At 55.7% G+C, this 26990-nt stretch carries 25 protein-coding genes and 2 tRNA genes; 7 read left to right on the top strand and 20 right to left on the bottom strand.

Annotation, left to right across the window (positions count from 1 at the left end; translation table 11 throughout):
* The 8 genes from rffA to trxA form a co-directional block, all read right to left on the bottom strand.
* Positions 1-1131, bottom strand: coding sequence for a dTDP-4-amino-4,6-dideoxygalactose transaminase (rffA, locus tag ACWKXN_RS20750; RefSeq protein WP_023309640.1), 1131 nt, complete (start codon positions 1129-1131; stop codon positions 1-3).
* Positions 1132-1135: 4 nt separating this feature from the next.
* The gene (rffC, locus tag ACWKXN_RS20755; protein WP_207167886.1) at positions 1136-1813 is read right to left on the bottom strand and encodes a dTDP-4-amino-4,6-dideoxy-D-galactose acyltransferase; all 678 of its coding nucleotides are present in this window, start codon (positions 1811-1813) and stop codon (positions 1136-1138) included.
* Positions 1810-3072 (bottom strand): UDP-N-acetyl-D-mannosamine dehydrogenase, encoded by a 1263-nt coding sequence (gene wecC / locus ACWKXN_RS20760; protein ID WP_318592678.1) that lies wholly within the window; start codon positions 3070-3072, stop codon positions 1810-1812. The genes rffC and wecC overlap by 4 nt, the downstream gene beginning before the upstream one ends.
* Positions 3069-4199: a non-hydrolyzing UDP-N-acetylglucosamine 2-epimerase gene (gene wecB, locus ACWKXN_RS20765; RefSeq protein ID WP_033146913.1), complete on the bottom strand. Its 1131-nt coding sequence runs from the start codon at positions 4197-4199 to the stop codon at positions 3069-3071. Before wecB ends, wecC begins: the two co-directional genes overlap by 4 nt.
* A 56-nt stretch (positions 4200-4255) precedes the next feature.
* Positions 4256-5302 carry an ECA polysaccharide chain length modulation protein gene (wzzE, locus tag ACWKXN_RS20770; protein WP_033146914.1) on the bottom strand — a complete coding sequence of 349 codons (1047 nt, stop codon included), beginning with the start codon at positions 5300-5302 and terminating at the stop codon, positions 4256-4258.
* Positions 5303-5315: 13 nt separating this feature from the next.
* On the bottom strand, positions 5316-6419 hold the full coding sequence (wecA, locus tag ACWKXN_RS20775) for a UDP-N-acetylglucosamine--undecaprenyl-phosphate N-acetylglucosaminephosphotransferase (protein WP_023309645.1): 1104 nt from the start codon (positions 6417-6419) through the stop codon (positions 5316-5318).
* A gap of 242 nt (positions 6420-6661) precedes the next feature.
* Positions 6662-7921: a transcription termination factor Rho gene (rho, locus tag ACWKXN_RS20780; RefSeq protein WP_008501566.1), complete on the bottom strand. Its 1260-nt coding sequence runs from the start codon at positions 7919-7921 to the stop codon at positions 6662-6664.
* 345 nt (positions 7922-8266) lie between these two features.
* Positions 8267-8596 (bottom strand): thioredoxin TrxA, encoded by a 330-nt coding sequence (gene trxA / locus ACWKXN_RS20785; RefSeq protein WP_006179218.1) that lies wholly within the window; start codon positions 8594-8596, stop codon positions 8267-8269.
* A gap of 144 nt (positions 8597-8740) precedes the next feature.
* On the opposite strand from trxA, the gene rhlB reads away from it, so the two are divergent.
* Positions 8741-10009 (top strand): ATP-dependent RNA helicase RhlB, encoded by a 1269-nt coding sequence (rhlB, locus tag ACWKXN_RS20790; RefSeq protein ID WP_023309646.1) that lies wholly within the window; start codon positions 8741-8743, stop codon positions 10007-10009.
* A gap of 6 nt (positions 10010-10015) precedes the next feature.
* Positions 10016-11500, top strand: coding sequence for a guanosine-5'-triphosphate,3'-diphosphate diphosphatase (gene gppA / locus ACWKXN_RS20795; RefSeq protein WP_048975637.1), 1485 nt, complete (start codon positions 10016-10018; stop codon positions 11498-11500).
* 59 nt (positions 11501-11559) lie between these two features.
* On the opposite strand, the gene rep is transcribed toward gppA, so the two are convergent.
* Positions 11560-13584, bottom strand: coding sequence for a DNA helicase Rep (gene rep / locus ACWKXN_RS20800; RefSeq protein WP_454544280.1), 2025 nt, complete (start codon positions 13582-13584; stop codon positions 11560-11562).
* 112 nt (positions 13585-13696) lie between these two features.
* Here rep and ppiC (ACWKXN_RS20805) point away from each other — a divergent pair, with 112 nt between their 5' ends.
* Entirely contained in the window at positions 13697-13978 is a 282-nt protein-coding gene (gene ppiC / locus ACWKXN_RS20805; RefSeq protein WP_023309649.1) for a peptidylprolyl isomerase PpiC, read from the top strand.
* A gap of 50 nt (positions 13979-14028) precedes the next feature.
* Entirely contained in the window at positions 14029-14310 is a 282-nt protein-coding gene (ppiC, locus tag ACWKXN_RS20810) for a peptidylprolyl isomerase PpiC (RefSeq protein ID WP_023309650.1), read from the top strand.
* 94 nt (positions 14311-14404) lie between these two features.
* On the opposite strand, the gene ilvC is transcribed toward ppiC (ACWKXN_RS20810), so the two are convergent.
* Positions 14405-15880, bottom strand: coding sequence for a ketol-acid reductoisomerase (gene ilvC, locus ACWKXN_RS20815; protein WP_023333828.1), 1476 nt, complete (start codon positions 15878-15880; stop codon positions 14405-14407).
* Between the two features lie 152 nt (positions 15881-16032).
* Here ilvC and ilvY point away from each other — a divergent pair, with 152 nt between their 5' ends.
* Complete coding sequence (ilvY, locus tag ACWKXN_RS20820) at positions 16033-16923, top strand: HTH-type transcriptional activator IlvY (RefSeq protein ID WP_023333829.1); 891 nt, start codon at positions 16033-16035, stop codon at positions 16921-16923.
* Here ilvY and ilvA read toward each other — a convergent pair.
* The 7 genes from ilvA to ilvL form a co-directional block, all read right to left on the bottom strand.
* Positions 16920-18464, bottom strand: coding sequence for a threonine ammonia-lyase, biosynthetic (gene ilvA, locus ACWKXN_RS20825; protein WP_155739947.1), 1545 nt, complete (start codon positions 18462-18464; stop codon positions 16920-16922). The two genes, ilvY and ilvA, sit on opposite strands and share 4 nt — an antisense overlap.
* A 2-nt stretch (positions 18465-18466) precedes the next feature.
* Complete coding sequence (gene ilvD / locus ACWKXN_RS20830) at positions 18467-20317, bottom strand: dihydroxy-acid dehydratase (RefSeq protein ID WP_033146918.1); 1851 nt, start codon at positions 20315-20317, stop codon at positions 18467-18469.
* Positions 20318-20377: 60 nt separating this feature from the next.
* Positions 20378-21307 (bottom strand): branched-chain-amino-acid transaminase, encoded by a 930-nt coding sequence (gene ilvE, locus ACWKXN_RS20835; RefSeq protein ID WP_023309654.1) that lies wholly within the window; start codon positions 21305-21307, stop codon positions 20378-20380.
* 18 nt (positions 21308-21325) lie between these two features.
* Complete coding sequence (gene ilvM / locus ACWKXN_RS20840; RefSeq protein WP_024907956.1) at positions 21326-21589, bottom strand: acetolactate synthase 2 small subunit; 264 nt, start codon at positions 21587-21589, stop codon at positions 21326-21328.
* Entirely contained in the window at positions 21586-23232 is a 1647-nt protein-coding gene (ilvG, locus tag ACWKXN_RS20845) for an acetolactate synthase 2 catalytic subunit (RefSeq protein WP_045889364.1), read from the bottom strand. The genes ilvM and ilvG overlap by 4 nt, the downstream gene beginning before the upstream one ends.
* A gap of 2 nt (positions 23233-23234) precedes the next feature.
* Positions 23235-23285: a peptide IlvX gene (gene ilvX, locus ACWKXN_RS20850; protein ID WP_166792073.1), complete on the bottom strand. Its 51-nt coding sequence runs from the start codon at positions 23283-23285 to the stop codon at positions 23235-23237.
* An 86-nt stretch (positions 23286-23371) separates the two neighbouring features.
* The gene (ilvL, locus tag ACWKXN_RS20855) at positions 23372-23470 is read right to left on the bottom strand and encodes an ilv operon leader peptide (RefSeq protein WP_001311244.1); all 99 of its coding nucleotides are present in this window, start codon (positions 23468-23470) and stop codon (positions 23372-23374) included.
* Between the two features lie 341 nt (positions 23471-23811).
* On the opposite strand from ilvL, the gene ACWKXN_RS20860 reads away from it, so the two are divergent.
* Complete coding sequence (locus ACWKXN_RS20860; RefSeq protein WP_454544281.1) at positions 23812-25332, top strand: YifB family Mg chelatase-like AAA ATPase; 1521 nt, start codon at positions 23812-23814, stop codon at positions 25330-25332.
* Positions 25333-25362: 30 nt separating this feature from the next.
* On the opposite strand, the gene ACWKXN_RS20865 is transcribed toward ACWKXN_RS20860, so the two are convergent.
* Complete coding sequence (locus tag ACWKXN_RS20865; protein WP_023309658.1) at positions 25363-25701, bottom strand: DUF413 domain-containing protein; 339 nt, start codon at positions 25699-25701, stop codon at positions 25363-25365.
* 118 nt (positions 25702-25819) lie between these two features.
* Here ACWKXN_RS20865 and hdfR point away from each other — a divergent pair, with 118 nt between their 5' ends.
* Complete coding sequence (gene hdfR / locus ACWKXN_RS20870; RefSeq protein ID WP_096150351.1) at positions 25820-26641, top strand: HTH-type transcriptional regulator HdfR; 822 nt, start codon at positions 25820-25822, stop codon at positions 26639-26641.
* 97 nt (positions 26642-26738) lie between these two features.
* Here the strand turns inward: hdfR and ACWKXN_RS20875 are convergent.
* Both ACWKXN_RS20875 and ACWKXN_RS20880 read right to left on the bottom strand, forming a co-directional pair.
* Positions 26739-26814, bottom strand: a tRNA-Trp gene (locus ACWKXN_RS20875).
* A gap of 53 nt (positions 26815-26867) precedes the next feature.
* Positions 26868-26944: transfer RNA gene (locus ACWKXN_RS20880), tRNA-Asp, on the bottom strand.
* Between the last annotated feature and the right edge of the window lie 46 nt (positions 26945-26990).

Consider the following 26990-nt stretch of genomic DNA (forward strand, 5'->3'; position numbering starts at 1 on the left):
TCAGCCGAAATAACTCAGAAGGGTATTAATTACCGTACGCTGGTTAACAGGCGCGAGGTTGTAGAACAGTGGCAGGCGAAGCAAACGCTCACTTTCTTTGGTGGTGTAACGATCTTCACCCGCGAACGTGCCAAACGCTTCGCCGGCCGGGCTGGAGTGCAGCGGGATGTAGTGGAACACCGCCATAATTTCGGCCTCTTTCAGCCAGGCGATGAGCTCGCTGCGGTCGTCGTTATCGCGCAGCTTGATGTAGAACATATGCGCGTTGTGGACGCAATCCGCCGGGATGGTCGGCAGCTCAATACGCCCGGCTTTGGCCAGAGGCTCAAGCGCATCGTAATACGTTTGCCACAGGGAAAGACGCTGAAGGTTGATACGTTCCGCCGCTTCCAGCTGCGCCCACAGATACGCCGCCTGCAGATCCGCCATCAGATAGCTGGAGCCGATATCGCGCCAGGTGTATTTATCTACCTGTCCCCGGAAGAACTGGCTGCGGTTGGTGCCTTTTTCGCGGATCACTTCCGCACGCTCCACGAGAGCCCGGTCGTTAATCAGCGTCGCGCCACCTTCTCCACCCGCCGTGTAGTTTTTGGTTTCGTGGAAGCTAAAGCAGCCAATGTGGCCGATCGTGCCCAGCGCGCGTCCCTTGTAGGTGGACATCACGCCCTGCGCGGCATCTTCCACCACGAACAGATTATGTTTTTTGGCGATGGCCATGATGGTGTCCATTTCACAGGCCACGCCCGCGTAGTGAACCGGCACGATCGCGCGCGTTTTGTCGGTGATCGCCGCTTCAATCAGCGTCTCATCAATGTTCATGGTATCCGGACGGATATCCACAAAGACGATTTTCGCTCCGCGTAGGACAAAGGCGTTCGCGGTGGAAACGAAGGTATAGCTCGGCATAATCACTTCATCACCGGGCTGGATATCCAGCAACAGTGCCGCCATTTCCAGCGATGCCGTACAGGACGGGGTCAGCAGCACTTTGGCGCTGCGAAAACGCTGTTCCATCCACTGCTGACAGCGACGGGTAAAACCGCCGTCACCACAGAGTTTGCCGCTGCCCATGGCAGACTGCATATAGTCGAGTTCAGTTCCGACAACGGGTGGTGCGTTAAATGGAATCATCTTGTCACCTGTATAACCAGTAGGCGGTGGCGTCGATGTTGGCACCACTCGCAATATAACGTTTAAGCGCGGCGGTGTTGCCCAGTTGGGTCGCGACCCGCAGCGTCACAAGCTGTTGCTGCTGCGCCCAGTGCAGCGCCGCCTGCATGAGTTTCTCACCCATGCCGCGCCCGGCTAATAAGCCGATACGCGCCTCGCGCTCGTTGAGCTTACGCAGCGAGACGAACCCCTGGATTTGACCGTCCCCTGCACGAAAAACCAGGCAGACATGGTCAAAGGTGCCTTTGACCGCATTTTCTATCCACTGGGCATAGAAACGTCCGCTATCGTCAGGTGCATACCAGGGCGCACGAAAGCGGCTCTGAGCAAATGCCTGGGCCGCCATCTGACGCAGCGCGGGGATGTCCTGCTCTGTTGCAATTTCCGCGCCGGACGCATCGTGCCGGGTAAGGGTAATGGAAAGGTCTACCTCACCTTCAACCAGCTGAAAGCCGTGTTGCTGCAGCGCATCAAGCAGATCGGCACGCTCCGTCGGGATCTTAGCCTGCACCCGTTGCCAGGCGATAAAATCCGGTTCAGCCAGCATCGGCGCGTCATCGCGCAGACGCACGATGGCCGACGGCAGGCCGAAAAAGGCACTCTCCCACTGCAGGGACTCGAGCACCCCATTCAGGCTGTTCAACGCCAGACACCTTTGGTATCCACAATATACTGCTGACGAACAGCATCGCCGGACGTTGCTTTAAACTCTTTATGATCCACCAGCAGCACCAGCACGTCCGCCGTCGCCAGCGCGTCGTCCAGCGCCGTCAGCGTGCAGTGCCCCGCCAGTTTTGCCGGTAATTGATGGATATTCGGCTCAACCACCAGCGTTTCACCCTTGTGCCATTCGGCAATCATCTCGGCAATTTCCATCGCCGGGCTTTCACGCAGATCGTCAATATTGGGTTTGAATGCCAGACCAAAGCAGGCAATTTTCAGCTCGCTGGCGCGCTTGCCGCTCTCTGCCAGACAATCCGCTACCGTCGCTTTAACCTGATTGAGCACCCAGTGAGGCTTGCTGTCGTTCACTTCACGCGCGGTGCGAATCAGACGCGCCTGCGCCGGATTTTGCGCCACGATAAACCACGGGTCGACGGCGATACAGTGTCCGCCCACGCCCGGACCTGGCTGGAGAATGTTCACGCGCGGATGGCGATTCGCCAGACTAATCAGCTCCCAGACGTTAATCCCCTGATCGGCGCAGATCAGGGACAGTTCGTTCGCAAAGGCGATATTGACGTCGCGGAAGCTGTTTTCCGTCAGCTTGCACATCTCGGCGGTGCGGGAGTTGGTCACCACGCACTCACCTTCCAGGAAAATCTTGTACAGCGCGCTGGCACGTTCGGAACAGACGGGCGTCATACCGCCAATGACGCGGTCGTTTTTAATCAGTTCGACCATCACCTGACCCGGTAACACGCGCTCCGGACAGTAAGCGATGTTGATATCCGCCTGTTCACCCGCCTGCTGCGGGAAGCTTAAATCAGGGCGCGCGTCGGCCAGCCACTGTGCCATCTGCTCGGTAGCGCCGACCGGAGATGTTGATTCCAGGATCACCAGCGCCCCTTTCTTCAGCACAGGCGCGATGGATTTTGCCGCCGCCTCGACGAACGCCATGTCGGGCTCGTGGTCGCCTTTAAATGGAGTGGGGACGGCAATCAGGTAGGCATCCGCTTCAACTGGCGTCGTGCTGGCACGCAGGAAGCCCCCCTCCACCGCCTCTTTCACCACGCGGTCAAGATCGGGCTCCACAATATGAATCTCGCCACGGTTAATGGTTTCTACCGCCCGTGCGTTGATATCCACACCGACAACCTGTTTCTGACGAGAGGCGAACGCGGCCGCAGTAGGCAAGCCAATGTAGCCAAGACCGATGACAGAGATGGTAGTAAAACTCATAGCGATACCCGATTGTGTTTAAGTGCTTGCAAAATACGGCCACAAGCCTGCCCGTCTCCGTACGGATTATGGGCCCGGCTCATCGCCTGATACGCTTCATCGTCATGCAGCAGGCGCGTGACCTCTTCGACGATGAGCTGCGCGTTGGTGCCGACCAGCCTCACCGTACCGGCTTTGACGGCTTCCGGACGTTCGGTCGTTTCACGCATCACCAGCACCGGTTTGCCGAGGGATGGCGCTTCTTCCTGAATTCCGCCGGAATCGGTGAGGATCAGCCAGGCGTGGTTCATCAGCCAGACAAACGGCATGTAGTCCTGAGGTTCAATCAGAAGGACATTTTCGACATGGCCCAGGATCCGGTTAACCGGCTCGCTGACGTTAGGGTTAAGGTGTACTGGATAGACAATTTGCACATCATCGTTCTGCGCGGCGATTTCAGCCAGCGCGTGACAGATTTGCTCGAAACCCCGGCCAAAGCTTTCGCGACGGTGGCCAGTAACCAGAATGGTTTTTTTACCGTTGTGAAGGAACGGATAGCGGGCAGCGAGCTCTTTCTGAAGCTCGCTATTTGCCAGGACGCGGTCACGTACCCAAATTAACGCGTCAATGACCGTATTGCCGGTCACAAAGATTTTGTTATCGGCGATATTTTCACGCAGCAGGTTCTGACGGGAGTTTTCCGTTGGCGCAAAGTGGTACATCGCCAGATGACCCGTTAACGTGCGGTTGGCCTCCTCCGGCCACGGCGAATAAAGATTGCCGGTACGCAGACCCGCCTCAACATGCCCCACGGGAATTCGCTGGTAAAACGCGGCCAGGCTTGTCGCCACGGTTGTGGTGGTGTCACCGTGAACCAGCACCACGTCAGGCTTGAATGACTCCAGGATCGGCTTTAGCTCTTGCAGAATGCGACAGGTTATTTCCGTTAATCCTTGCCCCGGTTTCATAATATTAAGGTCGTAATCCGGGACGATGGAGAAGAGCGTTAAAACCTGATCGAGCATCTCACGGTGTTGGGCAGTGACGCACACTTTCGCTTCAATATCAGGATCGCAGGCCAGCGCATGAACCAGAGGTGCCATCTTAATGGCCTCCGGCCTGGTGCCAAATACGGTTAGTACTTTCACATCGATTCTCTTCGATTAGGCGATGAAGGCCGCAGCCTTCATCGTAGACGGCGTTCTTAGTTTTTGCGACGACGCGTTAACGCCACGCCAGCGCCCGTCAGTGCGCCTACAATCCCCCACATAATCATCAGGAATGCACGACGCGGACTATCGCGTTTTACAGGTTCTTCAGGCGTTCGCAAATAACGATAGGTCTGAAAACGCGGGTCCAGAGATGGACCTACATTAAGCGTATTGAGCATCGCGCGATTTTGATCGTAATCGAGGTCAAAATCAGGACCGACGGCCTGGAGGTTTTCCAGACGCGCCTGCAACATAGGGCGACCAAGGAGGAACATCTCTGAATCAGGCAGCTCATCGGCAGGCACGTCAGTCTCAGTACGGGAAATATTGCGCTGTTCCGCAATTTTCAGCGCCTGCTCAATGTTATGCACGCGGCGACCGAAAATGGTATTCGCCACCTCTTCCTGACGTTTCACCTGGGCTTTCATCTGGATGGTACGAGCCGCCCAGGCACCTTTAAGCTCTTCGTTAAGATGGCTTGCGGCACGCTGGCTGGCAAACGCGACGTACTGACGCAACAGGTTGTTGGCATCCGGCGCGGTTTCTGCAATCAGCTTGACGCTGTCATTCACGTTACGCAGCGCGTCGCCCGGCATAAACTGAATATTGTTAATCAGATCGTCCAGCAGGGCGGCGTCGGCTTTTGTATTATCAACCCGACGCTGCTTGTAGTAATCCGTCTGGGACCAGAAATCGCGTCGGGTATCCCACGAAGCCAGCTGCATCACAAACTCTTTATAGGCTTCATCCATAACGGAAGCCTGGTCTGGCGTAGCAAGACTGGCTTTGATGTCCAGGTTACGCAGGAATTGCTGCTGGGAATAGTATCCCCCGAGCATGTTAACCGTTGGCTTGTCTGTAATTGCCGTGGCGCTCCACTCTTGTTTTGCAAAGAACGTATAGGCCAGCGCTAACAGTGCAAAACCCAGCGCGATCCCCGCAATCCAAAGTTTGCCTGCCCATAACACGCGAAACAAACCCCGAATATCCAGTTCATTCTCAGTTACCACTGATTTCGCTCCCGCCAACGGTTGAGTCATCATAGTCCCGGTTTTACTTAGTTAATGTTGTATTTTTGCCACTGTTACGACGCATCCTGCGTTTAAGACGTTTAATAAATCGCGCCACTTTCCATGCGCGTTTAATGCAGTAGCCGTACAGGAAAAATGCCAGCAAGAATAATGCCAACATAACCCACTCAGGAATAATATGAGAATATTCTGCAGCTACACCAATCGCGGCCAAAATAGCGGCGGCCAGAGTAATCAGCACAAACGCCTGACGAGAAGTAAAACCCGCACGCATGATGAGATGATGAATATGTTGGCGGTCAGGAGAGAAAGGACTCATCCCCTTGCGCAGGCGGCGATACATAATCGCCACCATATCCATTAATGGAATGGCAATAATCCACAGCGCGGTTACGGGGCTTATCGGATGGGTTTGACCCTGTGTGGTTTCAAGCAGGATCCAGATAACCGTAAAACCAATCAGCGTACTGCCCGCGTCACCCATAAAGACTTTATAGCGACGGCCCAGCACACCGAGATTTAAGAGAATATAAGGCAGAATGGCGGCAATCATGGCAAAACACCACATTGCCAGGCTGTACTGACCATCAAACCATAAAATAATGCCGATAGCGGCGAACGAGACGGATGACAACCCACCGAGCAGGCCGTCAATGCCATCCACCATGTTGAAAGCATTGATTGCCGCCCAGACGGCAAAGAGTGTCAGGAAGAAGCCAAATGGACCCAGGACTAACTCCCAGGGGCCAAATACATAGCCAAGGCTTCGCAGATACAGTCCGCCCACTACCATCATCACCACGCCAATGGCCGCCTGAACGGTGGCGCGTATTTTCACCGCAATATCGAACCGGTCATCAAGGGCCCCGACTAACACCAGAACACCGGCGCAGGCAATGTAGAGGGCAGCATGCGGGATATAATAATCGGCAATACCAAACGTGAAGCAAATCCCTGCGTAAACAGAAATCCCGCCGACTAAAGGAATAAGTCCCTGATGGCGTTTACGAAAATTAGGCTTATCCACCAACCCTATTCGTTTTGCCACCTTGCGCGCAATGAACAAAAAACAGGTTGTGAATAAAAAAATACTGATCAGTTCAGTAACGGCGGTGAATAGATTCACAATGGATTGCTCTCAACAAATGTTAGTCCCGGAAGTATAACCATGAAGCCACAGCCTCAGAAGTAATAAAGATGGCTTCTGACTACTCCCTTTGTATATTTTTCAATCAATTATTTCTTTAGCTGCACAAACGACCCTATTGTCGCACCGACCGGTCAAAATTGGGAGTAGATGGTACTAGCGTATAGTCCATAAAAGGAAAACGCCACGTAAAAACGTGGCGTTCGCTGGCTTTATTTGCGTTACGAGCGTTTCATCATGTCGAAGAAATCGTCGTTGGTTTTGGTCATCGCCAGTTTGTTAATGAGGAACTCCATCGCGTCAATTTCACCCATTGGATGGATGATTTTGCGCAGGATCCACATTTTCTGCAGCTCTTCCTGCGTGGTGAGCAGCTCTTCTTTACGGGTACCGGAACGGTTGTAGTCGATAGCCGGGAAGACGCGTTTCTCAGCGATTTTACGAGAAAGGTGCAGTTCCATGTTACCTGTACCTTTAAATTCTTCGTAAATTACTTCGTCCATTTTAGAACCGGTATCGATCAGCGCCGTCGCGATGATGGTCAGGCTGCCGCCCTCTTCCACGTTACGTGCGGCACCGAAGAAGCGTTTCGGGCGATGCAGGGCGTTAGCATCCACACCACCGGTCAGCACTTTACCTGACGCAGGAACGACGGTGTTGTAGGCACGCGCCAGACGGGTGATGGAGTCAAGCAGGATGATCACGTCTTTCTTGTGCTCAACCAGGCGTTTCGCCTTCTCGATAACCATTTCCGCAACCTGAACGTGGCGAGATGCCGGTTCGTCGAAGGTAGAAGCAACCACTTCACCTTTAACCAGACGCTGCATCTCGGTCACTTCTTCCGGACGTTCGTCGATCAGCAGCACCATCAGCACGCAGTCTGGGTGGTTATAAGCGATGCTCTGCGCGATGTTCTGCAGCAGCATGGTTTTACCCGCCTTCGGCGGTGCCACAATCAGACCACGCTGGCCGCGACCAATTGGTGATGCCAGATCCAGAACACGCGCGGTTAAGTCTTCAGTTGAACCGTTACCACGCTCCATGCGCAGGCGAGAGTTCGCGTGCAGCGGCGTTAAGTTCTCAAAGAGGATCTTATTACGCGAGTTTTCCGGTTTGTCGAAGTTAACTTCATTGACTTTCAACAGCGCAAAGTAGCGTTCACCCTCTTTAGGAGGACGAATCTTACCTGAAATGGTGTCACCAGTGCGGAGGTTGAAACGGCGGATTTGGCTGGGGGATACGTAGATGTCGTCAGGGCCGGCGAGGTAGGAGCTGTCTGCAGAGCGGAGGAAACCAAATCCGTCTTGCAATATCTCCAGCACACCGTCGCCAAAGATATCTTCGCCACTCTTAGCGTGCTGCTTCAGGATGGCGAAAATGATGTCCTGCTTGCGCATACGGGCCTGGTTTTCCAGTCCCATATTTTCGCCGAGAGTGATCAGCTCAGAAACCGGCGTATTCTTTAATTCGGTAAGATTCATAATGGTGTGGGTTCTTAAACTCGGGGTGATTCTCGAACTTAATGTTGTGAATGGTATGGCAGGGTCATCCATGCCTGTTTAGCGGCCATCAACTCATGTCTGTTCGCTGTCTGGTCACAGGGAAAGAACGCAGAACTGAAACGACAAGACGGATTGAGTGACAAGCCCGGAATTTAGCCACTTCACGCACTGTTCATGTTAACAACGGGAAGTATCGGGTAAAACAAGATTCAAACAACAAGATATGTTTAAAACGAAGTCATAGCTAACTTAGCACGACTTCAGCCGGGCGTCCAGAGTTCCACATCATTTAGCCGGGAGCCCTGAACGCACAGCGGAGAAACCTTACGCCAGGTTAGCGTCCAGGAACTCTTTCAGTTGACCTTTGGACAGTGCGCCCACTTTGGTCGCTGCCACTTCGCCGTTTTTGAACAGCAGAAGGGTTGGGATGCCACGGATACCGTATTTTGGTGCGGTGCCCGGGTTCTGGTCGATGTTCAGCTTGGCAACGGTCAGTTTGCCCTGATATTCGTCAGCGATCTCATCCAGAATCGGGGCGATCATTTTGCAAGGACCACACCATTCAGCCCAGAAATCGACGAGGATCAGCCCGTCAGCCTTAAGTACGTCCGTGTCAAAACTGTCGTCAGTCAGGTGAATAATTTTATCGCTCATATATAACTCCACAGGAATAAGCCTGGTACGTTGGTTTTGTCTCCACCAACGACGTGTTGATGTCGCATTAACCAACTAAAGGTTGACTTTATTTCACCGGATACGCTTTCGTAAAGCAATAGTAAGCTGATATTCTACCACACTATGAGCAAAACACATTTAACAGAACAGAAGTTTTCCGACTTCGCGCTGCACCCGAAGGTGATTGAAGCCCTTGAAAATAAAGGGTTTCATAACTGCACGCCCATTCAGGCCCTCGCGCTGCCGCTGACGCTGGCCGGTCGCGATGTTGCCGGGCAGGCGCAAACCGGTACCGGCAAAACGATGGCGTTTTTAACGTCAACGTTTCATTATTTACTTTCTCACCCAGCGATTGCAGACCGCAAAGTTAACCAGCCGCGCGCGCTAATTATGGCACCGACGCGAGAACTGGCGGTACAGATCCACGCAGACGCTGAACCCCTGGCGCAGTCTACCGGACTGAAGCTTGGCCTGGCCTATGGCGGCGACGGCTACGATAAACAGCTGAAAGTGCTGGAAAGCGGTGTGGATATCCTGATCGGTACCACCGGCCGTCTTATCGATTACGCCAAACAGAACCACATTAACCTCGGCGCAATCCAGGTTGTGGTGCTCGATGAAGCTGACCGCATGTACGATCTGGGCTTCATTAAAGACATTCGCTGGCTGTTCCGCCGCATGCCGCCGGCCAATCAGCGTCTGAACATGCTGTTCTCCGCTACCCTTTCTTATCGCGTACGCGAGCTGGCGTTCGAACAGATGAACAACGCCGAATATGTCGAAGTGGAACCGGAGCAGAAAACGGGTCACCGCATTAAAGAAGAGCTCTTCTACCCTTCAAATGAAGAGAAAATGCGTCTGCTGCAAACGCTGATCGAAGAAGAGTGGCCAGATCGCGCCATTATCTTCGCGAACACCAAACACCGTTGTGAAGACATCTGGGGCCATCTGGCTGCAGACGGTCACCGTGTTGGTCTGCTGACCGGCGACGTGGCGCAGAAAAAACGCCTGCGTATTCTTGAAGAGTTTACCCGTGGCGATCTCGATATTCTGGTCGCAACCGACGTTGCTGCTCGTGGTCTGCACATTCCGGCCGTGACGCACGTCTTTAACTACGATCTGCCAGACGACTGCGAAGACTACGTACACCGTATCGGTCGTACCGGTCGTGCGGGCGCAAGCGGTCACTCGATTAGCCTGGCGTGTGAAGAGTATGCGCTGAATCTCCCGGCCATTGAGACGTATATCGGTCACTCTATTCCGCAGAGCAAATACAATCCGGAAGCGCTGTTAAGCGAACTGCCGCCGCCTAAGCGTCTAACCCGCCCACGCTCCGGCAATGGTCCGCGTCGTTCAGGTGGCGCGCCGCGTAATCGTCGTCGTTCAGGTTAAGAAAATATGCTCAGCTCCACCTCGCTTTATGCGGCAATTGATCTCGGTTCGAATAGTTTTCATATGCTGGTTGTGCGCGAGGTGGCGGGAAGCATACAAACGCTGACGCGCATCAAGCGCAAGGTCCGCCTCGCGGCGGGCCTGAGCAGCGATAATCACCTCTCCCCTGAAGCCATGGAACGTGGCTGGCAGTGTCTGCGGCTCTTTGCCGAACGTCTGCAGGATATCCCGCACGCCCAAATCACCGTGGTCGCCACTGCGACACTCCGCCTGGCGGTCAACGCCGTGGATTTCATCGCCAGAGCGCAGGAAATTCTGGGTTGTCCGGTACAGGTTATCAGCGGTGAAGAAGAGGCTCGCCTGATTTACCAGGGCGTTGCGCACACCACGGGAGGTGACGATCGCCGTCTGGTGGTGGATATCGGCGGTGCCAGTACCGAGCTTGTGACCGGCACCGGCGCGCAGGCAACGTCGCTGTTCAGCCTGTCGATGGGCTGCGTGACCTGGCTTGAGCGCTACTTTACCGATCGGAACCTGGCGAAAGAGAACTTCGACGAGGCAGAAAACGCCGCGCGCGAGGTATTACGCCCGGTGATGGACGAGCTGCGCTATCACGGCTGGAAAGTCTGCGTGGGTGCCTCGGGTACCGTGCAGGCTCTGCAGGAAATCATGATGGCGCAGGGAATGGACGAGCGGATTACGCTTGCCAAACTTCAGCAGCTGAAACAGCGCGCCATTCAGTGCGGACGCCTGGAAGAGCTGGAAATTGAAGGCCTGACGCTGGAACGCGCGCTGGTCTTCCCGAGCGGACTGGCTATTCTTATCGCCATTTTCACCGAGCTGAACATCCAGTGTATGACCCTGGCCGGCGGCGCGCTGCGCGAAGGTCTGGTCTACGGGATGTTACATCTGTCGGTCGATCAGGATATCCGCAGCCGTACCCTGCGCAACGTTCAGCGTCGTTTTCTGGTTGATATCGATCAGGCAGGACGCGTATCGCAGCTGGCGTCACGCTTCGCCGATCAGGTTGCTAACGTCTGGGATCTTGACCATCTGAGCCGGGATTTACTGCTGAGCGCCTGTGCGCTACATGAAGTGGGGCTGAGCATTGATTTTAAGCAGGCACCGGCTCATGCAGCGTATCTGGTGCGAAACCTGGATTTACCGGGCTATACGCCTGCGCAGAAAAAATTGCTGGCCACGCTGCTGCTGAACCAGACCAACGCCGTCGATCTCTCCTCTTTGCATCAGCAAAACGCCGTACCGCCGCGCGTGGCCGAGCATCTGTGCCGCCTGCTGCGTCTGGCGATCCTGTTTGCCAGCCGCCGCCGCGATGATTTGCTGCCGGCCATTAATCTGGTGGCCGATGACGAGAAGCTTTCGCTGACGCTGCCGGAGAACTGGATTGATCGTCACCCATTAGGGGCTGAAATGATCGAGCAGGAGTGCCAGTGGCAGAGCTATGTGCACTGGGTGCTGGAAGTAAAGTAATACGCTGAACAGTGCCGGGTGGCGGCTTCGCCTTACCCGGCCAACAGGTCCCTCCGGACTCATCCTTTTTCTTTGGCTTTTGCCAGCATAGCGCGTATGTTCGCCACGTTAGCCTGTCCCTTGTGCATCCGCTCTTCTGCGGTAATCACTTTGCGCTCCTGTTCCCAGATCAGGTCATCCTGCGGCAGTTCCAGCAGGAAACGACTCGGCTCCGGGCGAACCAGTTCACCGTACTGGCGGCGCTCTTTACACAGCGTAAACGTCAGCTCTTTCTGCGCGCGGGTGATCCCCACGTAGGCCAGACGGCGCTCCTCGTCGACGTTGTCTTCATCAATGCTGCTCTGGTGCGGCAACAATCCCTCTTCCATGCCGACCAGATACACATACGGGAACTCCAGCCCTTTTGACGCATGCAGCGTCATCAGCTGAACCTGATCGGCCTCTTCTTCGCTCTCGCCGCGCTCCATCATGTCGCGCAGGGTAAAGCGGGTGACCACCTGCGTTAGGGTCATCGGCTCGTCGATTTCAGAGCCCTCCAGCATTTCGGTCATCCAGCTGAAGAGCTGGTTAACGTTTTTCATGCGCATCTCAGCCGCCTTCGGGCTGGCTGAGGTTTCATACAGCCAGGACTCATAGTCGATGCCGTGAATGAGATCGCGCACTGCCGCCACCGGCTCGCGCTCCGCGAGACGCTGCACTTCGCCAAGCCAGTGGGTGAAGCGGGTTAACGAGTCATACCCGCGTCCGGTTAACGTCTGGCTCAGCCCCATGTCGAAGCTGGCAGTGAACATACTTTTGTTGCGGGTCATCGCCCACTCGCCGAGCTTTTGCAGCGTCGCCGGGCCAATCTCGCGTTTAGGCGTATTCACGATGCGCAGAAACGCGCTGTCATCATCCGGGTTTGTGAGCACGCGAAGATAGGCCAGCAGATGTTTGATTTCTGGCCGCGAGAAGAACGACGTGCCGCCCGAGATTTTGTACGGAATGCGGTTCTGCATCAGCATCTTTTCAAAGACGCGCGACTGGTGATTGCCGCGATAGAGGATCGCGTAATCCTTATATTCGGTTTTGTTGACGAAGTGGTGAGCGATGAGTTCGCCCGTCACGCGCTCCGCTTCATGATCCTCATTGTTGGCGCTGAGCACTTTCAGCTCCGTGCCGTAGCCCAGTTCGGAGAAGAGACGCTTCTCAAACACGTGCGGGTTATTGGCAATCAGGATGTTTGCCGCCTTCAGGATACGCCCGGAGGAGCGGTAGTTCTGCTCCAGCTTAATCACCTGCAGGGCGGGGAAATCTTTGCTCAGCAGCACCAGGTTTTGTGGGCGTGCACCGCGCCAGGAGTAAATTGACTGGTCGTCATCGCCTACCACGGTGAAACGCGCGCGCTGCCCCACCAGCAGCTTCACCAGCTCGTACTGGCTGGTGTTGGTGTCCTGATATTCATCCACCAGCAGGTAGCGGATTTTATTCTGCCAGCGCTCGCGCACCTCTTCATTGCGCTGCAGCAGCAGCGTGGGCAGCAGGATCAGATCGTCAAAGTCCAGCACGTTGCACGCTTTCATATGCGCATCGTACAGACCGTAGCAGTGGGCGAAAATCCGATCCCGTTCGCCTTTGGCGATCGCCGCGGCCTGGGCCGGCGTCATCAGATCGTTTTTCCAGTTCGAGATCGTCGAGATCAGCTGCTGCAACAGCACCTTGTCATCTTCGATCAGCCCCTCGGTGAGCTCTTTGAGCAGCGCCACCTGATCGGTATCGTCAAAAAGCGAGAAGTTGGACTTCATTCCCAGCGCCGCATACTCGCGTTTGATGATATCCAGCCCCAGCGTGTGGAAGGTGGAGATCATCAGGCCACGCGCTTCTTTACGGCCCAGCGTCTGGCCGACGCGCTCTTTCATCTCGCGCGCCGCTTTATTGGTAAAGGTGACCGCCGCAATGTGTCGCGCCTGATATCCGCAATTGTGGATCAAATGGGCGATTTTGTTGGTGATCACGCGGGTTTTACCCGAACCGGCCCCTGCCAGCACCAGGCATGGTCCAGTAACGAATTCGACCGCTTGTTGTTGTCCAGGGTTTAAACGCATGGGAGTGTTGCTCAATCTTCGAACGGGGTGTGGATTGTAGCAGAAAGCCGGGCGCAGATTTACTGGCTAATGATAAAGTGGAGAAATCGCGTTTAACTCGTAGAGCAGAACTATGAAAAAGACCGCAGCAGCCCTGCATATTCTGGTAAAAGAAGAGAAACTGGCCCAGGAGATCCTGGCCAAGCTGGAGCGCGGCATCAGCTTTGATCATCTGGCAAAGCGCTACTCTAAATGCCCGTCCGGGCGCAATGGCGGGGATCTCGGCGAGTTTCAACAAGGTGCGATGGTCGGCCCGTTCGATCGGGCGGTCTTTAGCTGCCCTCTCCTGAAGCCCTACGGCCCGGTAAAAACCAAATTTGGCTACCATATCATTAAGGTGCTTTATCGCCGCTGACGCGTGGTATATTGCGCCCCGATTTATTTCAACCTATTCAAGGCACGATCATGGCAAAAACAGCAGCAGCAGTGCACATCCTTGTTAAAGAAGAGAAACTGGCTTTAGACCTTCTGGAGCAGATTAAAAACGGTGCCGACTTCGGCAAGCTGGCGAAGAAGCACTCCATCTGCCCGTCAGGCAAACGCGGCGGCGATCTGGGTGAGTTCCGCCAGGGCCAGATGGTTCCGGCGTTCGATAAAGTGGTGTTCTCCTGCCCGGTGCTGGAGCCAACCGGCCCGCTGCACACGCAGTTCGGCTACCACATTATTAAAGTACTGTATCGGAAATAAACATTCAAGGCCTTCTCTTAGAGAAGGCCTTGAATGTTTGCACCCTCTCCCAGTGGGAGAGGGGCGGGGTGAGGGCATCAGCCCGCACCAGGTGTTAACCCGCTACCGCGATACGCTTCATATCGGTCATGTAGCCACGCAGTTTGTGACCCACTTTCTCGATCTGGTGGCTGCGAATCGCTTCGTTCACATCACGCAGCTGCGCGTTATCCACGGCACCTTCCGCAATCGCTTTACCCAGATCGCCCGTCTGCAGAGTGGTCATAAACTCTTTCAGCAGCGGTACGCAGGCGTAAGAGAACAGGTAGTTACCGTATTCTGCGGTATCAGAAATAACCACGTTCATTTCGTACAGACGCTTACGGGCGATGGTATTCGCGATCAGCGGCAGCTCGTGCAGAGATTCGTAGTACGCGGACTCTTCGATGATGCCGGAATCCACCATGGTTTCGAACGCCAGCTCAACGCCTGCTTTCACCATGGCGATCATCAGTACGCCTTTATCGAAGTACTCCTGCTCGCCGATTTTACCTTCATACTGTGGCGCGGTTTCGAACGCGGTTTTACCGGTCTCTTCACGCCAGGTCAGCAGGTTTTTATCGTCGTTTGCCCAGTCCGCCATCATGCCGGAAGAGAATTCGCCGGAGATGATGTCGTCCATGTGTTTCTGGAACAGCGGTGCCATGATGGTTTTCAGCTGTTCAGACAGCGCGTAAGCACGCAGTTTTGCCGGGTTGGACAGACGGTCCATCATCAGCGTAATACCGCCCTGCTTCAGCGCTTCGGTGATGGTTTCCCAGCCGAACTGGATCAGTTTTTCCGCGTAGGCCGGGTCGGTGCCTTCTTCCACCAGCTTGTCAAAGCACAGCAGAGAACCGGCCTGCAGCATGCCGCACAGAATGGTCTGCTCGCCCATCAGGTCAGATTTCACTTCGGCAACGAAGGACGATTCCAGAACGCCCGCACGGTGGCCGCCGGTCGCCGCTGCCCACGCTTTGGCAATCGCCATGCCTTCGCCTTTCGGATCGTTTTCCGGGTGAACTGCGATAAGCGTCGGCACGCCGAAGCCACGTTTGTACTCTTCGCGTACTTCCGTACCCGGACATTTCGGTGCCACCATCACCACAGTGATGTCTTTGCGGATCTGCTCGCCCACTTCAACGATGTTGAAGCCGTGGGAGTAACCCAGCGCGGCGCCGTCTTTCATCAGCGGCTGTACGGAACGCACTACGTCAGAGTGCTGTTTGTCCGGGGTCAGGTTAACCACCAGATCCGCCTGCGGGATCAGCTCTTCGTAGGTGCCCACTTTGAAGCCGTTTTCGGTCGCTTTACGCCAGGAAGCACGCTTCTCGGCAATCGCTTCTTTACGCAGGGCATAGGAGATATCCAGACCGGAGTCACGCATGTTCAGGCCCTGGTTCAGACCCTGTGCGCCACAGCCGACGATGACCACTTTTTTACCCTGAAGGTAGCTCGCGCCATCGGCAAATTCGTCGCGCGCCATGAAGCGGCATTTGCCCAGCTGCGCCAGCTGCTGGCGCAAGTTCAGTGTATTAAAGTAGTTAGCCATGGGTGATACCTCGTGATGTTGTGTGTCTTATTGTTCGGTTCGCGTTTCAGCGAGAATGTACCCACATTACAACAGGAAATTTATTGCGGAAATTGATATATTCACAACGTCATATTGCAATTTTTGCAATGTAAAAAGAGGGAGTGGAATCGGTGGATTTACGCGATCTGAAAATGTTCCTGCACCTGGCGGAAAGCCGCCATTTTGGCCGCAGCGCCCGGGCGATGCACGTTAGCCCCTCCACGCTTTCACGCCAGATCCAGCGCCTTGAGGAGGACCTCGGCCAGCCGCTGTTCGTGCGCGATAACCGCACCGTCACCCTCACGGAAGCGGGTGAAGAACTGCGCATTTTTGCCCAGCAGACGCTGCTACAGTACCAGCAGCTGCGACACTCAATTGACCAGCAGGGGCCGTCGCTTTCCGGCGAGCTGCATATTTTCTGCTCCGTGACCGCCGCCTATAGCCATCTGCCGCCCATCCTTGACCGCTTCCGCGCGGCGCATCCGTCGGTTGAAATTAAGCTCACCACCGGCGACGCCTCCGACGCAATGGAAAAAGTGGTGACGGGCGAAGCGGATCTCGCCATAGCAGGGAAACCCGAAACCCTGCCGGGCGCGGTGGCATTCTCAATGCTGGAGAATCTGGCGGTGGTACTGATTGCCCCGGCGCTGCCCTGCCCGGTGCGTAACCAGGTGTCGGTGGAAAAACCGGACTGGTCGACGGTGCCGTTTATCATGGCCGATCAGGGGCCGGTGCGCCGCCGCATAGAGCTGTGGTTCCGCCGTCAGAAAATCAGCAATCCGTCGATTTACGCCACGGTCAGTGGCCACGAGGCGATGGTGTCGATGGTGGCGCTGGGCTGCGGCGTGGCGCTGCTGCCGGAAGTGGTGCTGGAAAATAGCCCCGAACCGGTGCGCAATCGCGTGATGATTCTGGAGCGCAGCGACGAGAAGACGCCGTTTGAGCTTGGCGTGTGCGCACAAAAAAAGCGGCTGCATGAGCCGCTTATTGATGCGTTCTGGACGATATTGCCGAACCACTAGCCTGCCAGGAAGAAGCGGAAGGCCGGGTTATGGGTTTCGTCGTGGCACTCATAGCCCAGCTCGTTCAGCCGCGTTTCGAAATCCGGCTCGTGCTCGCCCAGTTCGAACGCCGCCAGCACGCGGCCATAGTCGGTGCCGTGGCTGCGGTAGTGGAACAGGGAAATGTTCCAGTGCGTGCCCAGCGTGTGCAGGAACTTGAGCAGCGCGCCCGGTGATTCCGGGAACTCGAAGCTAAACAGACGTTCCATGAGCGGCTTCGATGGACGCCCGCCGACCATGTAGCGCACGTGCAGCTTCGCCATCTCATCGTCAGAAAGATCGACCACGCTGTAGCCGCCCTCATGCAGCAGGTTGAGGATCTCTTTGCGCTCCTCCACGCCGCGGCTCAGACGCACGCCGACAAAAATGCAGGCGTCTTTGGCATCGGCAAAACGGTAGTTAAATTCCGTCACCGAACGGCCGCCCAGCAGCTGGCAGAACTTCAGGAAGCTGCCCTTCTCTTCAGGAATCGTCACCGCCAGCAGCGCTTCCCGCTGTTCCCCCAGCTCGCAGCGCTCGGAAACGTAGCGCAGACCGTGGAAGTTCACGTTCGCTCCAGACAGCACGTGCGCCAGCCTCTCGCCGCGAATGTTGTGCTGCGCGATGTATTTTTTCATCCCCGCCAGCGCCAGCGCGCCTGACGGTTCCGCCACCGCGCGCACATCCTCGAACAGATCTTTCATCGCCGCGCAGATAGCATCGCTATCAACCGTGACGATATCGTCGAGATACTCCTGGCACAGGCGGAAGGTTTCGTCCCCAATGCGCTTCACCGCCACGCCCTCGGCAAACAGCCCGACGCGCGGCAGGTCCACAGGATGCCCGGCATCCAGCGCCGCTTTCAGGCAGGCAGAGTCTTCCGCTTCAACGGCAATGACTTTGATCTGCGGCATCAGCTGTTTGATCAGCACCGCCACGCCTGCGGCCAGGCCACCGCCGCCTACCGGGACGAAGACGCGGTCGAGATGGGCATCCTGCTGCAGCAGTTCCAGCGCCAGCGTGCCCTGCCCGGCAATCACCATCGGGTGGTCGAACGGCGGCACCCAGGTAAAGCCCTGCTGCTGCGCCAGTTCAATCGCTTTGGCTTTGGCTTCGTCAAAGTTGGCGCCGTGGAGCAGCACTTCGCCGCCGAAACCGCGCACCGCGTCGACTTTGATATCTGCGGTAGCGACCGGCATCACGATCAGCGCTTTCAGCCCCAGACGGGCAGACGAGAACGCCACGCCCTGGGCGTGGTTGCCCGCAGACGCGGTAATCACGCCGCGCGCTTTCTGCTCGTCGGTCAGCCCGGCCATCATCGCGTAGGCGCCGCGCAGCTTAAAGCTGTGCACCGGCTGACGATCTTCGCGCTTCACCAGAATGACGTTGTCGAGGCGCGAAGAGAGTTTTTCCATTTTCTGCAGGGGCGTGACCTGCACGGCTTCATAGACCGGCGCGCGTAGCACCGCTCTCAGGTATTCCGCCCCCTCAGGGGCGGCGGATAAGGGTTGTGACTCGGCCATCATTAGCCCCCAAGTTTAGATTTATCGCGCACCGCGCCTTTATCTGCACTGGTGGCAAGGCTCGCGTAGGCGCGCAGGGCGAAGGAGACTTCACGCTGGCGGTCTTTCGGCGTCCAGGCTTTGTCGCCGCGGGCTTCCTGCGCTTCACGACGGGCCGCAATTTCCTGGTCGCTCAGCTTCAGCTGAATGCCGCGATTCGGAATGTCGATTTCGATCAGGTCGCCGTCTTCGATGATGGCGATGTTGCCGCCGCTTGCCGCTTCCGGCGAAACGTGGCCGATAGAGAGGCCGGAGGTGCCGCCGGAGAAACGCCCGTCGGTGATCAGCGCACACGCTTTACCGAGTCCCATAGATTTCAGGAAGGTGGTTGGGTAGAGCATCTCCTGCATGCCGGGACCGCCTTTCGGCCCTTCGTAGCGAATGACAACCACGTCGCCTTCCACCACTTTGCCGCCGAGGATGGCGTCTACCGCTTCATCCTGGCTTTCGTATACCTTCGCCGGACCGGTGAATTTCAGGATGCTGTCGTCCACGCCTGCGGTTTTCACGATGCAGCCGTTTTCCGCGAAGTTACCGTACAGCACGGCCAGACCGCCGTCTTTGCTATAGGCATGTTCCAGCGAGCGGATGCAGCCTTCGGCGCGGTCATCGTCCAGAGTGTCCCAGCGGCAATCCTGCGAGAACGCCTGGGTGGTGCGAATCCCGGCAGGGCCGGCGCGGAACATCTTTTTTACCGCGTCGTCTTTGGTCAGCATGACGTCGTACTGGTCCAGCGACTCAGGCAGCGTCAGGCCAAGCACGTTTTTCACGTCACGGTTCAGCAGCCCGGCGCGATCCAGCTCGCCCAAAATGCCCAGCACGCCGCCCGCGCGGTGTACGTCTTCCATATGGTACTTCTGGGTACTCGGCGCGACTTTACACAACTGCGGGACTTTGCGGGAGAGCTTATCGATGTCGCTCATGGTGAAGTCGATTTCGGCTTCCTGCGCGGCGGCCAGCAGGTGCAGAACGGTGTTGGTGGAGCCGCCCATGGCGATATCCAGCGTCATCGCGTTTTCGAACGCGGCTTTGCTGGCGATGTTGCGCGGCAGCGCGCTGGCGTCGTCCTGCTCGTAGTAGCGTTTGGTCAGCTCAACGATGCGCTTACCGGCGTTGAGGAACAGCTGCTTACGGTCGGCGTGGGTCGCCAGCAGCGAACCGTTGCCCGGCTGAGACAGGCCCAGCGCTTCGGTCAGGCAGTTCATAGAGTTGGCGGTGAACATACCGGAACAGGAGCCGCAGGTCGGACACGCGGAGCGTTCCACCTGATCGCTCTGCTCGTCAGAGACTTTCGGGTCCGCGCCCTGGATCATCGCATCGACCAGGTCGAGCTTGATGATTTTGTCGGAGAGCTTGGTTTTCCCCGCTTCCATTGGGCCGCCGGAGACGAAGATCACCGGAATGTTCAGGCGCAGGGAGGCCATCAGCATCCCCGGGGTGATTTTGTCGCAGTTGGAGATGCAGACCATCGCATCGGCGCAGTGGGCGTTCACCATATACTCTACGGAGTCGGCGATCAGCTCGCGCGACGGCAGTGAATAGAGCATGCCCCCGTGCCCCATCGCGATACCGTCATCCACCGCAATGGTGTTGAACTCTTTTGCCACGCCGCCGGAGGCTTCGATTTGCTCGGCAACCAGCTTACCGAGATCGCGCAGGTGCACGTGGCCCGGTACAAACTGGGTGAAGGAGTTCACCACGGCGATAATCGGCTTGCCGAAATCGGCGTCGGTCATTCCGGTGGCGCGCCACAGCGCGCGGGCTCCCGCCATATTACGGCCGTGGGTGGTGGTGGCTGAACGATACTTAGGCATGCTTTATTGACTCCCGTCTGACTATTTAATGGGACGGTGCGTGCCGTCCCAAATTTATGCTTAGTGATTAACCTGATCCAACCAGCCGTATTTATCTTCTGTCTCGCCGGTGAAGAGGCCGAAGAACGCTTGCTGAATACGTTTGGTGACCGGGCCACAGCGGCCTTCGCCCACCTGGATACCGTCCACGCTGCGTACCGGCGTGATTTCAGCCGCGGTACCGGACATGAACACTTCATCCGCCAGATACAGGGATTCGCGGGACAGTACCTGCTCGCGCACTTCGATACCCAGATCTTTCGCCAGCTTGATGATGGCGTCACGGGTGATGCCCGGCAGCGCGGACGAGGTGAATGGCGGCGTGAACAGAATGCCGTCTTTCACTTCAAACAGGTTTTCACCCGCACCTTCTGAGATGTAGCCATTTACGTCGAGGGCGATACCTTCCTGATAGCCGTGGCGGCGCGCTTCGCTACCGACCAGCAATGAGGAGAGATAGTTACCGCCTGCTTTCGCGGCGGTCGGGATGGTGTTTGGCGCCACGCGGTTCCAGGAAGAGACCATTGCGTCGATCCCCTGCTCCAGGGCTTCTGCACCCAGGTAAGCACCCCACGGGAACGCGGCAATGATCACATCTGTGGTATAGCCGGCTGGCGGGTTCACGCCCATACCGACGTCGCCCACGAACACCAGCGGACGAATATAGGCGCTGGTCAGGTTGTTCTTGCGAATCACGTCGCGGCAGGCTTCCATCAGCTCATCGACGCTCTGGGAAACCGGGAAACGATAAATTTTGGCTGAGTCATGCAGACGCTGCATGTGTTCGCGATGGCGGAACACCACTGGCCCTTTGTGAGAATCGTAGCAGCGGATGCCTTCAAATACGGAGGTACCGTAGTGCAGCGCGTGGGACATCACGTGGACCTTCGCGTCCTCCCAGCGAACCATCTCACCGTTGAACCAAATGTAATCAGCTTTTTTTGTCGTCATTTTTTCGTCCTGTCACGCTTAAGCGCGGATTTGTTGTGATGTGGTTGTGCTCTGGCAGATGGCAACATGGGCAACGTCTACCAGCTTTGATAACTGACTAAACAGTAAGTCGACCGACCGCGGGCTGGCAACGGTTAATTCGATACTGATATTCCGGGCGTCAGTGGCCGTCTCCATATTCATAGAGCAAATCTGAAAACCACGATGACGCACCACACGCAAAACGCGTTCTAAGGTTTCCGGGTTGAAGCGAGCCTGTACGGCGACCTGATGCTGCATCATGATAATTTCTCCATCATTTGTGAGTTACTGGCACCAGGCGGTACCAACGGCCAGACGTTCTCGAGTTCGTCGATTGAGACATGAAGCAGGTAAGGCCCATCGCTGTTCAGCATGGTGTCGAGCGCCGCTTCAACCTGATCTTTACGGGTGATGTGCTGACCAGGGATGCCGAAGGCGCTGGCCAGGGTGAGGAAATCGGGGTTATCGGTGAGAGTCGTTTCGCTGTAGCGCTCCTGGAAGAACAGCTGTTGCCACTGGCGAACCATTCCTAAACGCTGGTTGTCGAGCAACACGATCTTCAGCGGTAATTGCTTGCGCTTAACGGTGCCGAGCTCCTGAACGTTCATCATGAAGGAGCCGTCACCGGAGATACAGATAACGGTATCATTCGGGCGGGCAACCTGCGCGCCAACGGCGGCCGGCAGACCGAAGCCCATCGTTCCTAACCCGCTGGAGGTGATGAAGTTTTCCGGGCGGGTGTAGGTCATGTGCTGCGCGGACCACATCTGGTGCTGGCCTACGTCGGTGGTGACGACGCTGTCAGCCGGTTTACGGTCCGACAACTGCTTCAAGAGCAGCGGCGCGTAGATGGCCTCGCCGGGGTGGTCGTAACGCCAGGCATGCTCGGCGCGCATATCTGCGGTGTGCTGACGCCATGCGTTGATATCCAGCGGCTGCTGCAATGCCGGTAACAGCGCGTTGAGATCGCCCTGCAAGGCGACATGCGCCTGACGCAGCTTGTTCATCTCCGCCGGGTCGATATCCATATGGATGACTTTGGCGTTCGGCGCAAAGGTATTCAGCTTGCCGGTGACGCGGTCGTCAAAACGGGCACCTACGGCGATGAGCAGATCGCACTCCTGCACCGCCAGGTTTGCCGCTTTGGTGCCGTGCATCCCCAGCATGCCCAGATAGTAGGGGTAATCCGCGTCGACTGCACCGAGACCTTTCAGCGTGCAGGTCGCTGGCATCTGCGTTGTTGCGATAAATTCGCGCAGGGCAGGAACGGCCTGCGCCATGCCTACGCCACCGCCGACGTACAGCATCGGCTGTTTCGCCTGGGCCAGCATCTGACGGGCCTCTTCAACTTCCGCTTCCGGAAAGGCATCGTCGCTTTCAACGGTAGAGAAGTGCGGTTCCAGATCGCCGAGTGCCACCTGGATATCTTTCGGGATATCAACCAGAACCGGACCGGGACGACCGGAGTTTGCCACATCGAACGCTTCTGCCATTACGCGCGGCAGCTCTTCCAGAGACTGGACGAGGAAACTGTGTTTGGTGCAGGCCAGCGATAAACCGAGGACGTCAACTTCCTGGAAAGCATCGGTACCGATGAACGGAGACGCCACCTGCCCGGTGATGGCGACAACGGGAACGGAATCCAGCAGCGCGTCAGCCAGGCCGGTGATCAGGTTCGTTGCGCCCGGGCCTGAAGTCGCCATACACACGCCGGTTTTACCGGTCGCGCGGGCATAACCGATGGCTGCCATCGCTGCGCCCTGCTCGTGTCGGCACAAGAGATGTTCCACGCCGCCGTCATACAGTGCATCGTAAATCGGCATAATTGCGCCACCCGGATAACCGAATACGGTTTCGACTCCCTGCGCGCGCAACGCATGTACTACCCACTGTGCCCCATTCATAGTTAGTTCCCCGTCATAAATCGGGAGAAACAGAATTTTGTGCTAGTCGTCATTCTCTGCTCCTCATTTACGTTTTTTAGTCATAAAAAAACCCCCGGACCTTTCGGTGCGGGGGTCTTAGTTCGTTAAGGCTTGATTTCTAAGCCTTTCCTCGTCCAAGTGCAGCCCCGCACGGTGGGATAATAATCACCACCACGCTAATCACGACCAGGCTAATCACTCGTAGAAGGGCTGTCATTTTCAGTTCTTTTTGCATCTTGTTCGAAGGAATACCTAAAGAGTTATCACAGTTTTTAAATCAAACACAAGATTTATTTATGACGAATTTGATTAGGCCGCGAATCATATTTCTTAAAACCGTTGTTTTATATACGGAAATTAGAAAATGAATATTTTTCATTTTTTTACTGTCGGTCTTAGCGTCAAAACGGGGCTTTTTACATTCTACGAGAATGCTTCCACGGTTATGCAAGGGTTTCATTGTGTGTTTAAAATCTCTGAACAGGCGGCGTAAATTCGCAAAATGACGCTAAACAGACAAAACAGGCGCTGGCATAGTCACACCAGGAGGTAGTGCAAATGTCACTGTCAGTTGTTTATACGCGTGCGGCTCTCGGGGTAAAGGCACCGCTTATTTCCGTCGAGGTTCATTTGAGCAATGGGCTACCCGGACTCACGCTTGTCGGGTTACCTGAAACGACGGTTAAAGAGTCCAGGGATCGCGTTCGCAGCGCAATAATAAATAGCGGTTATACCTTCCCCGCGAAGAAGATCACTATCAACCTTGCCCCCGCCGATCTGCCTAAAGAGGGGGGACGATACGATTTACCTATCGCAATTGCCCTTCTCGCGGCTTCTGAGCAGCTTAATACGACACGGCTAGGCTCGTATGAGTTTGTTGGCGAACTCGCGCTCACAGGCGCGTTAAGAGGCGTTCCCGGTGCGATATCGGGAGCGCTGGAAGCCATACGAGCAGGTCGGCAAATCATTGTCGCCAATGAAAACGCATCAGAAGTGAGTCTTATCGCCGAGAAGGGGTGTCTCGTCGCGGGGCATTTACAGGAAGTTTGTGCCTGGCTGGAAGGACGACATGAACTGTCCGAGCCGGAGGAGTGTGATGATGTTATAGCGGATGCTCCAGAGGATCTCAGCGAGATTATGGGACAGGAGCAAGGGAAACGGGCGCTGGAGATTACGGCTGCAGGTGGACACAATCTTCTGTTAATTGGGCCGCCAGGTACGGGTAAAACCATGCTGGCAAGCAGGTTGAGTGGGTTACTTCCACCGCTCAATAATCATGAAGCGCTGGAAAGTGCCGCCATATATAGCCTTATCAGTTCGACGTCGTTGCAAAAACAGTGGCGCCGTCGTCCTTTTCGTTCCCCGCATCATAGCGCTTCACTGACGGCAATGGTCGGCGGCGGGGCGATTCCGGGGCCGGGAGAGATCTCGCTGGCACACAATGGCATTCTGTTTCTTGATGAACTGCCTGAATTTGAGCGCCGTGTGCTGGATGCACTGAGGGAGCCCATTGAATCCGGTGAGATACATATCTCACGCACGAGAGCCAAAATAAGCTATCCCGCACAGTTTCAGCTGGTCGCGGCGATGAATCCCAGCCCGACGGGTCACTACCAGGGCAACCATAACCGCTGTACACCAGAGCAAACGTTGCGCTATCTGGGTAAGTTATCCGGCCCGTTCCTCGACCGTTTCGATTTATCCCTCGAAATTCCCCTTCCCCCGCCGGGTCTGCTCAGGCAAACGGGCATAACGGGTGAAAGCTCAGCGGAGGTACGCGAACGGGTGATTGCTGCTCAGACGCGGCAGTACGCTCGTCAGAACAGGCTGAATGCGCGGCTGGATAATGCCGGGATCCGGCAGTTTTGTTCACTTAACGTTGAGGATGCGGGATGGCTGGAGGAGACGTTAACGCGGTTCGGGCTGTCCATACGTGCGTGGCAGCGTTTGCTGAAGGTGGCCAGAACTATTGCTGACGTAGAGGGGTGCAATGACATTGAGAGGAAACATTTGCAGGAGGCGCTGAGCTACCGCGCTATCGATCGTTTGCTGCTGCATTTGCAGAAATTGCTGGCATAAAAAAAGGGGCCGTAGCCCCTTCTCTTCATTTTAGTCATCAGACTCGGTGTAGTCTTCTGCACCTTCCATCTGCGGCTTGCCGCCAGACAGCGTATGGAAGCGCTTTGGACGCTTAATGCGCGCCATGTACTTAATCCATACGCGTTCCGCTTCAGACTCCGGCTCACGCTCACCACGGCAAACAGAAACAAACTGTTTCTCGTCTTCGGTAGCAGGTTCACGCTTCCCCAGATCCAGCTCGTTAAAGGCATAACCATGGCGCTCAAGCAGTTGAGCTTCTTTGATGGTGAAATCGCCGTGACGAGAGAACCCGCGCGGATAATGTTTATTGTCGAAAAAACGATTAGTCGTCGTAAAGCTTTCCGCCATCCTACACGCTCCTAATTCTTTGGCCGAGCTATTTATGGCGCGGAGTATTAGTTACGCTTGACAGAGTGTAAAACAAAACATTTAAATCATAACGACAAATAATTTTGCGGAGAAAGATGTGGATACGGAATTGCTTAAAACTTTCCTTGAAGTGAGCAGAACACGCCACTTTGGGCGAGCAGCTGAAGCCCTTTACCTGACGCAGTCAGCAGTCAGTTTTCGTATTCGACAGCTGGAAAATCAACTGGGTGTGAATCTTTTTACCCGCCATCGCAACAATATTCGCTTAACGCCTGCCGGTGAGAAACTGCTGCCGTACGCAGAAACGCTCATGAATACCTGGCAGGCGGCACGTAAAGAGGTGGCACATACTTCGAGGCATAATGAGTTCTCGATAGGGGCAAGCGCTTCTCTGTGGGAATGCATGCTAAGTCAGTGGCTTACCCGGCTGTATCATTCACATGGCCACTTGCAATTTGAAGCCAGGATTGCGCAACGGCAGTCGCTGGTTAAGCAACTTCATGAGCGCCAGCTTGATCTTCTGATCACAACCGAAGCCCCCAAGATGGACGAATTTAGCAGCCAGATTGTGGGCCAGTTTGGCCTGGCACTTTATGCGTCCGAACCTTCGATGATGAAGGCAGACCTGACTTATTTACGCCTGGAATGGGGACCGGATTTTCAGCAGCACGAGACGGGACTGATTGCACCTGATGATGTTCCGCAGTTAACGACCAGCTCGGCAGAGATCGCCTGTCAGCAGCTGCCTCTGCTGAAAGGTTGTACCTGGTTACCTGCTCGCTGGGCAGACGCTAAAGCAGGGCTGCACACCGTGCTGGATTCCACCACGCTTACCAGGCCGCTGTATGCAATTTGGCTGCAAAACAGTGATAAGCAATCTCAGATAAAAGATCTTTTAAAAATCAATGTAATGGATTGATGCATCAGCCAGCAGGGATGCTGGCTGAAATTAAGAAGAGAATTATCTGCCGTGTTTCAGGCAAAAAAAATCCTTTGCCGAAGCAAAGGATTCTATATGGCAGGGGCGGAGAGACTCGAACTCGCGACACCCGGTTTTGGAGACCGGTGCTCTACCAACTGAGCTACGCCCCTAAAGTTTTTTGCCATTAAGCCTGCCAACAAGGCAGGCTTAATGTCTTAATAAGTGGCGGAACGGACGGGACTCGAACCCGCGACCCCCTGCGTGACAGGCAGGTATTCTAACCGACTGAACTACCGCTCCACCGAAGACTGCTGTAACCACCGGATTTATGCACCGGCTTACTACT

Source organism: Enterobacter sp. UPMP2060 (assembly GCF_053709655.1).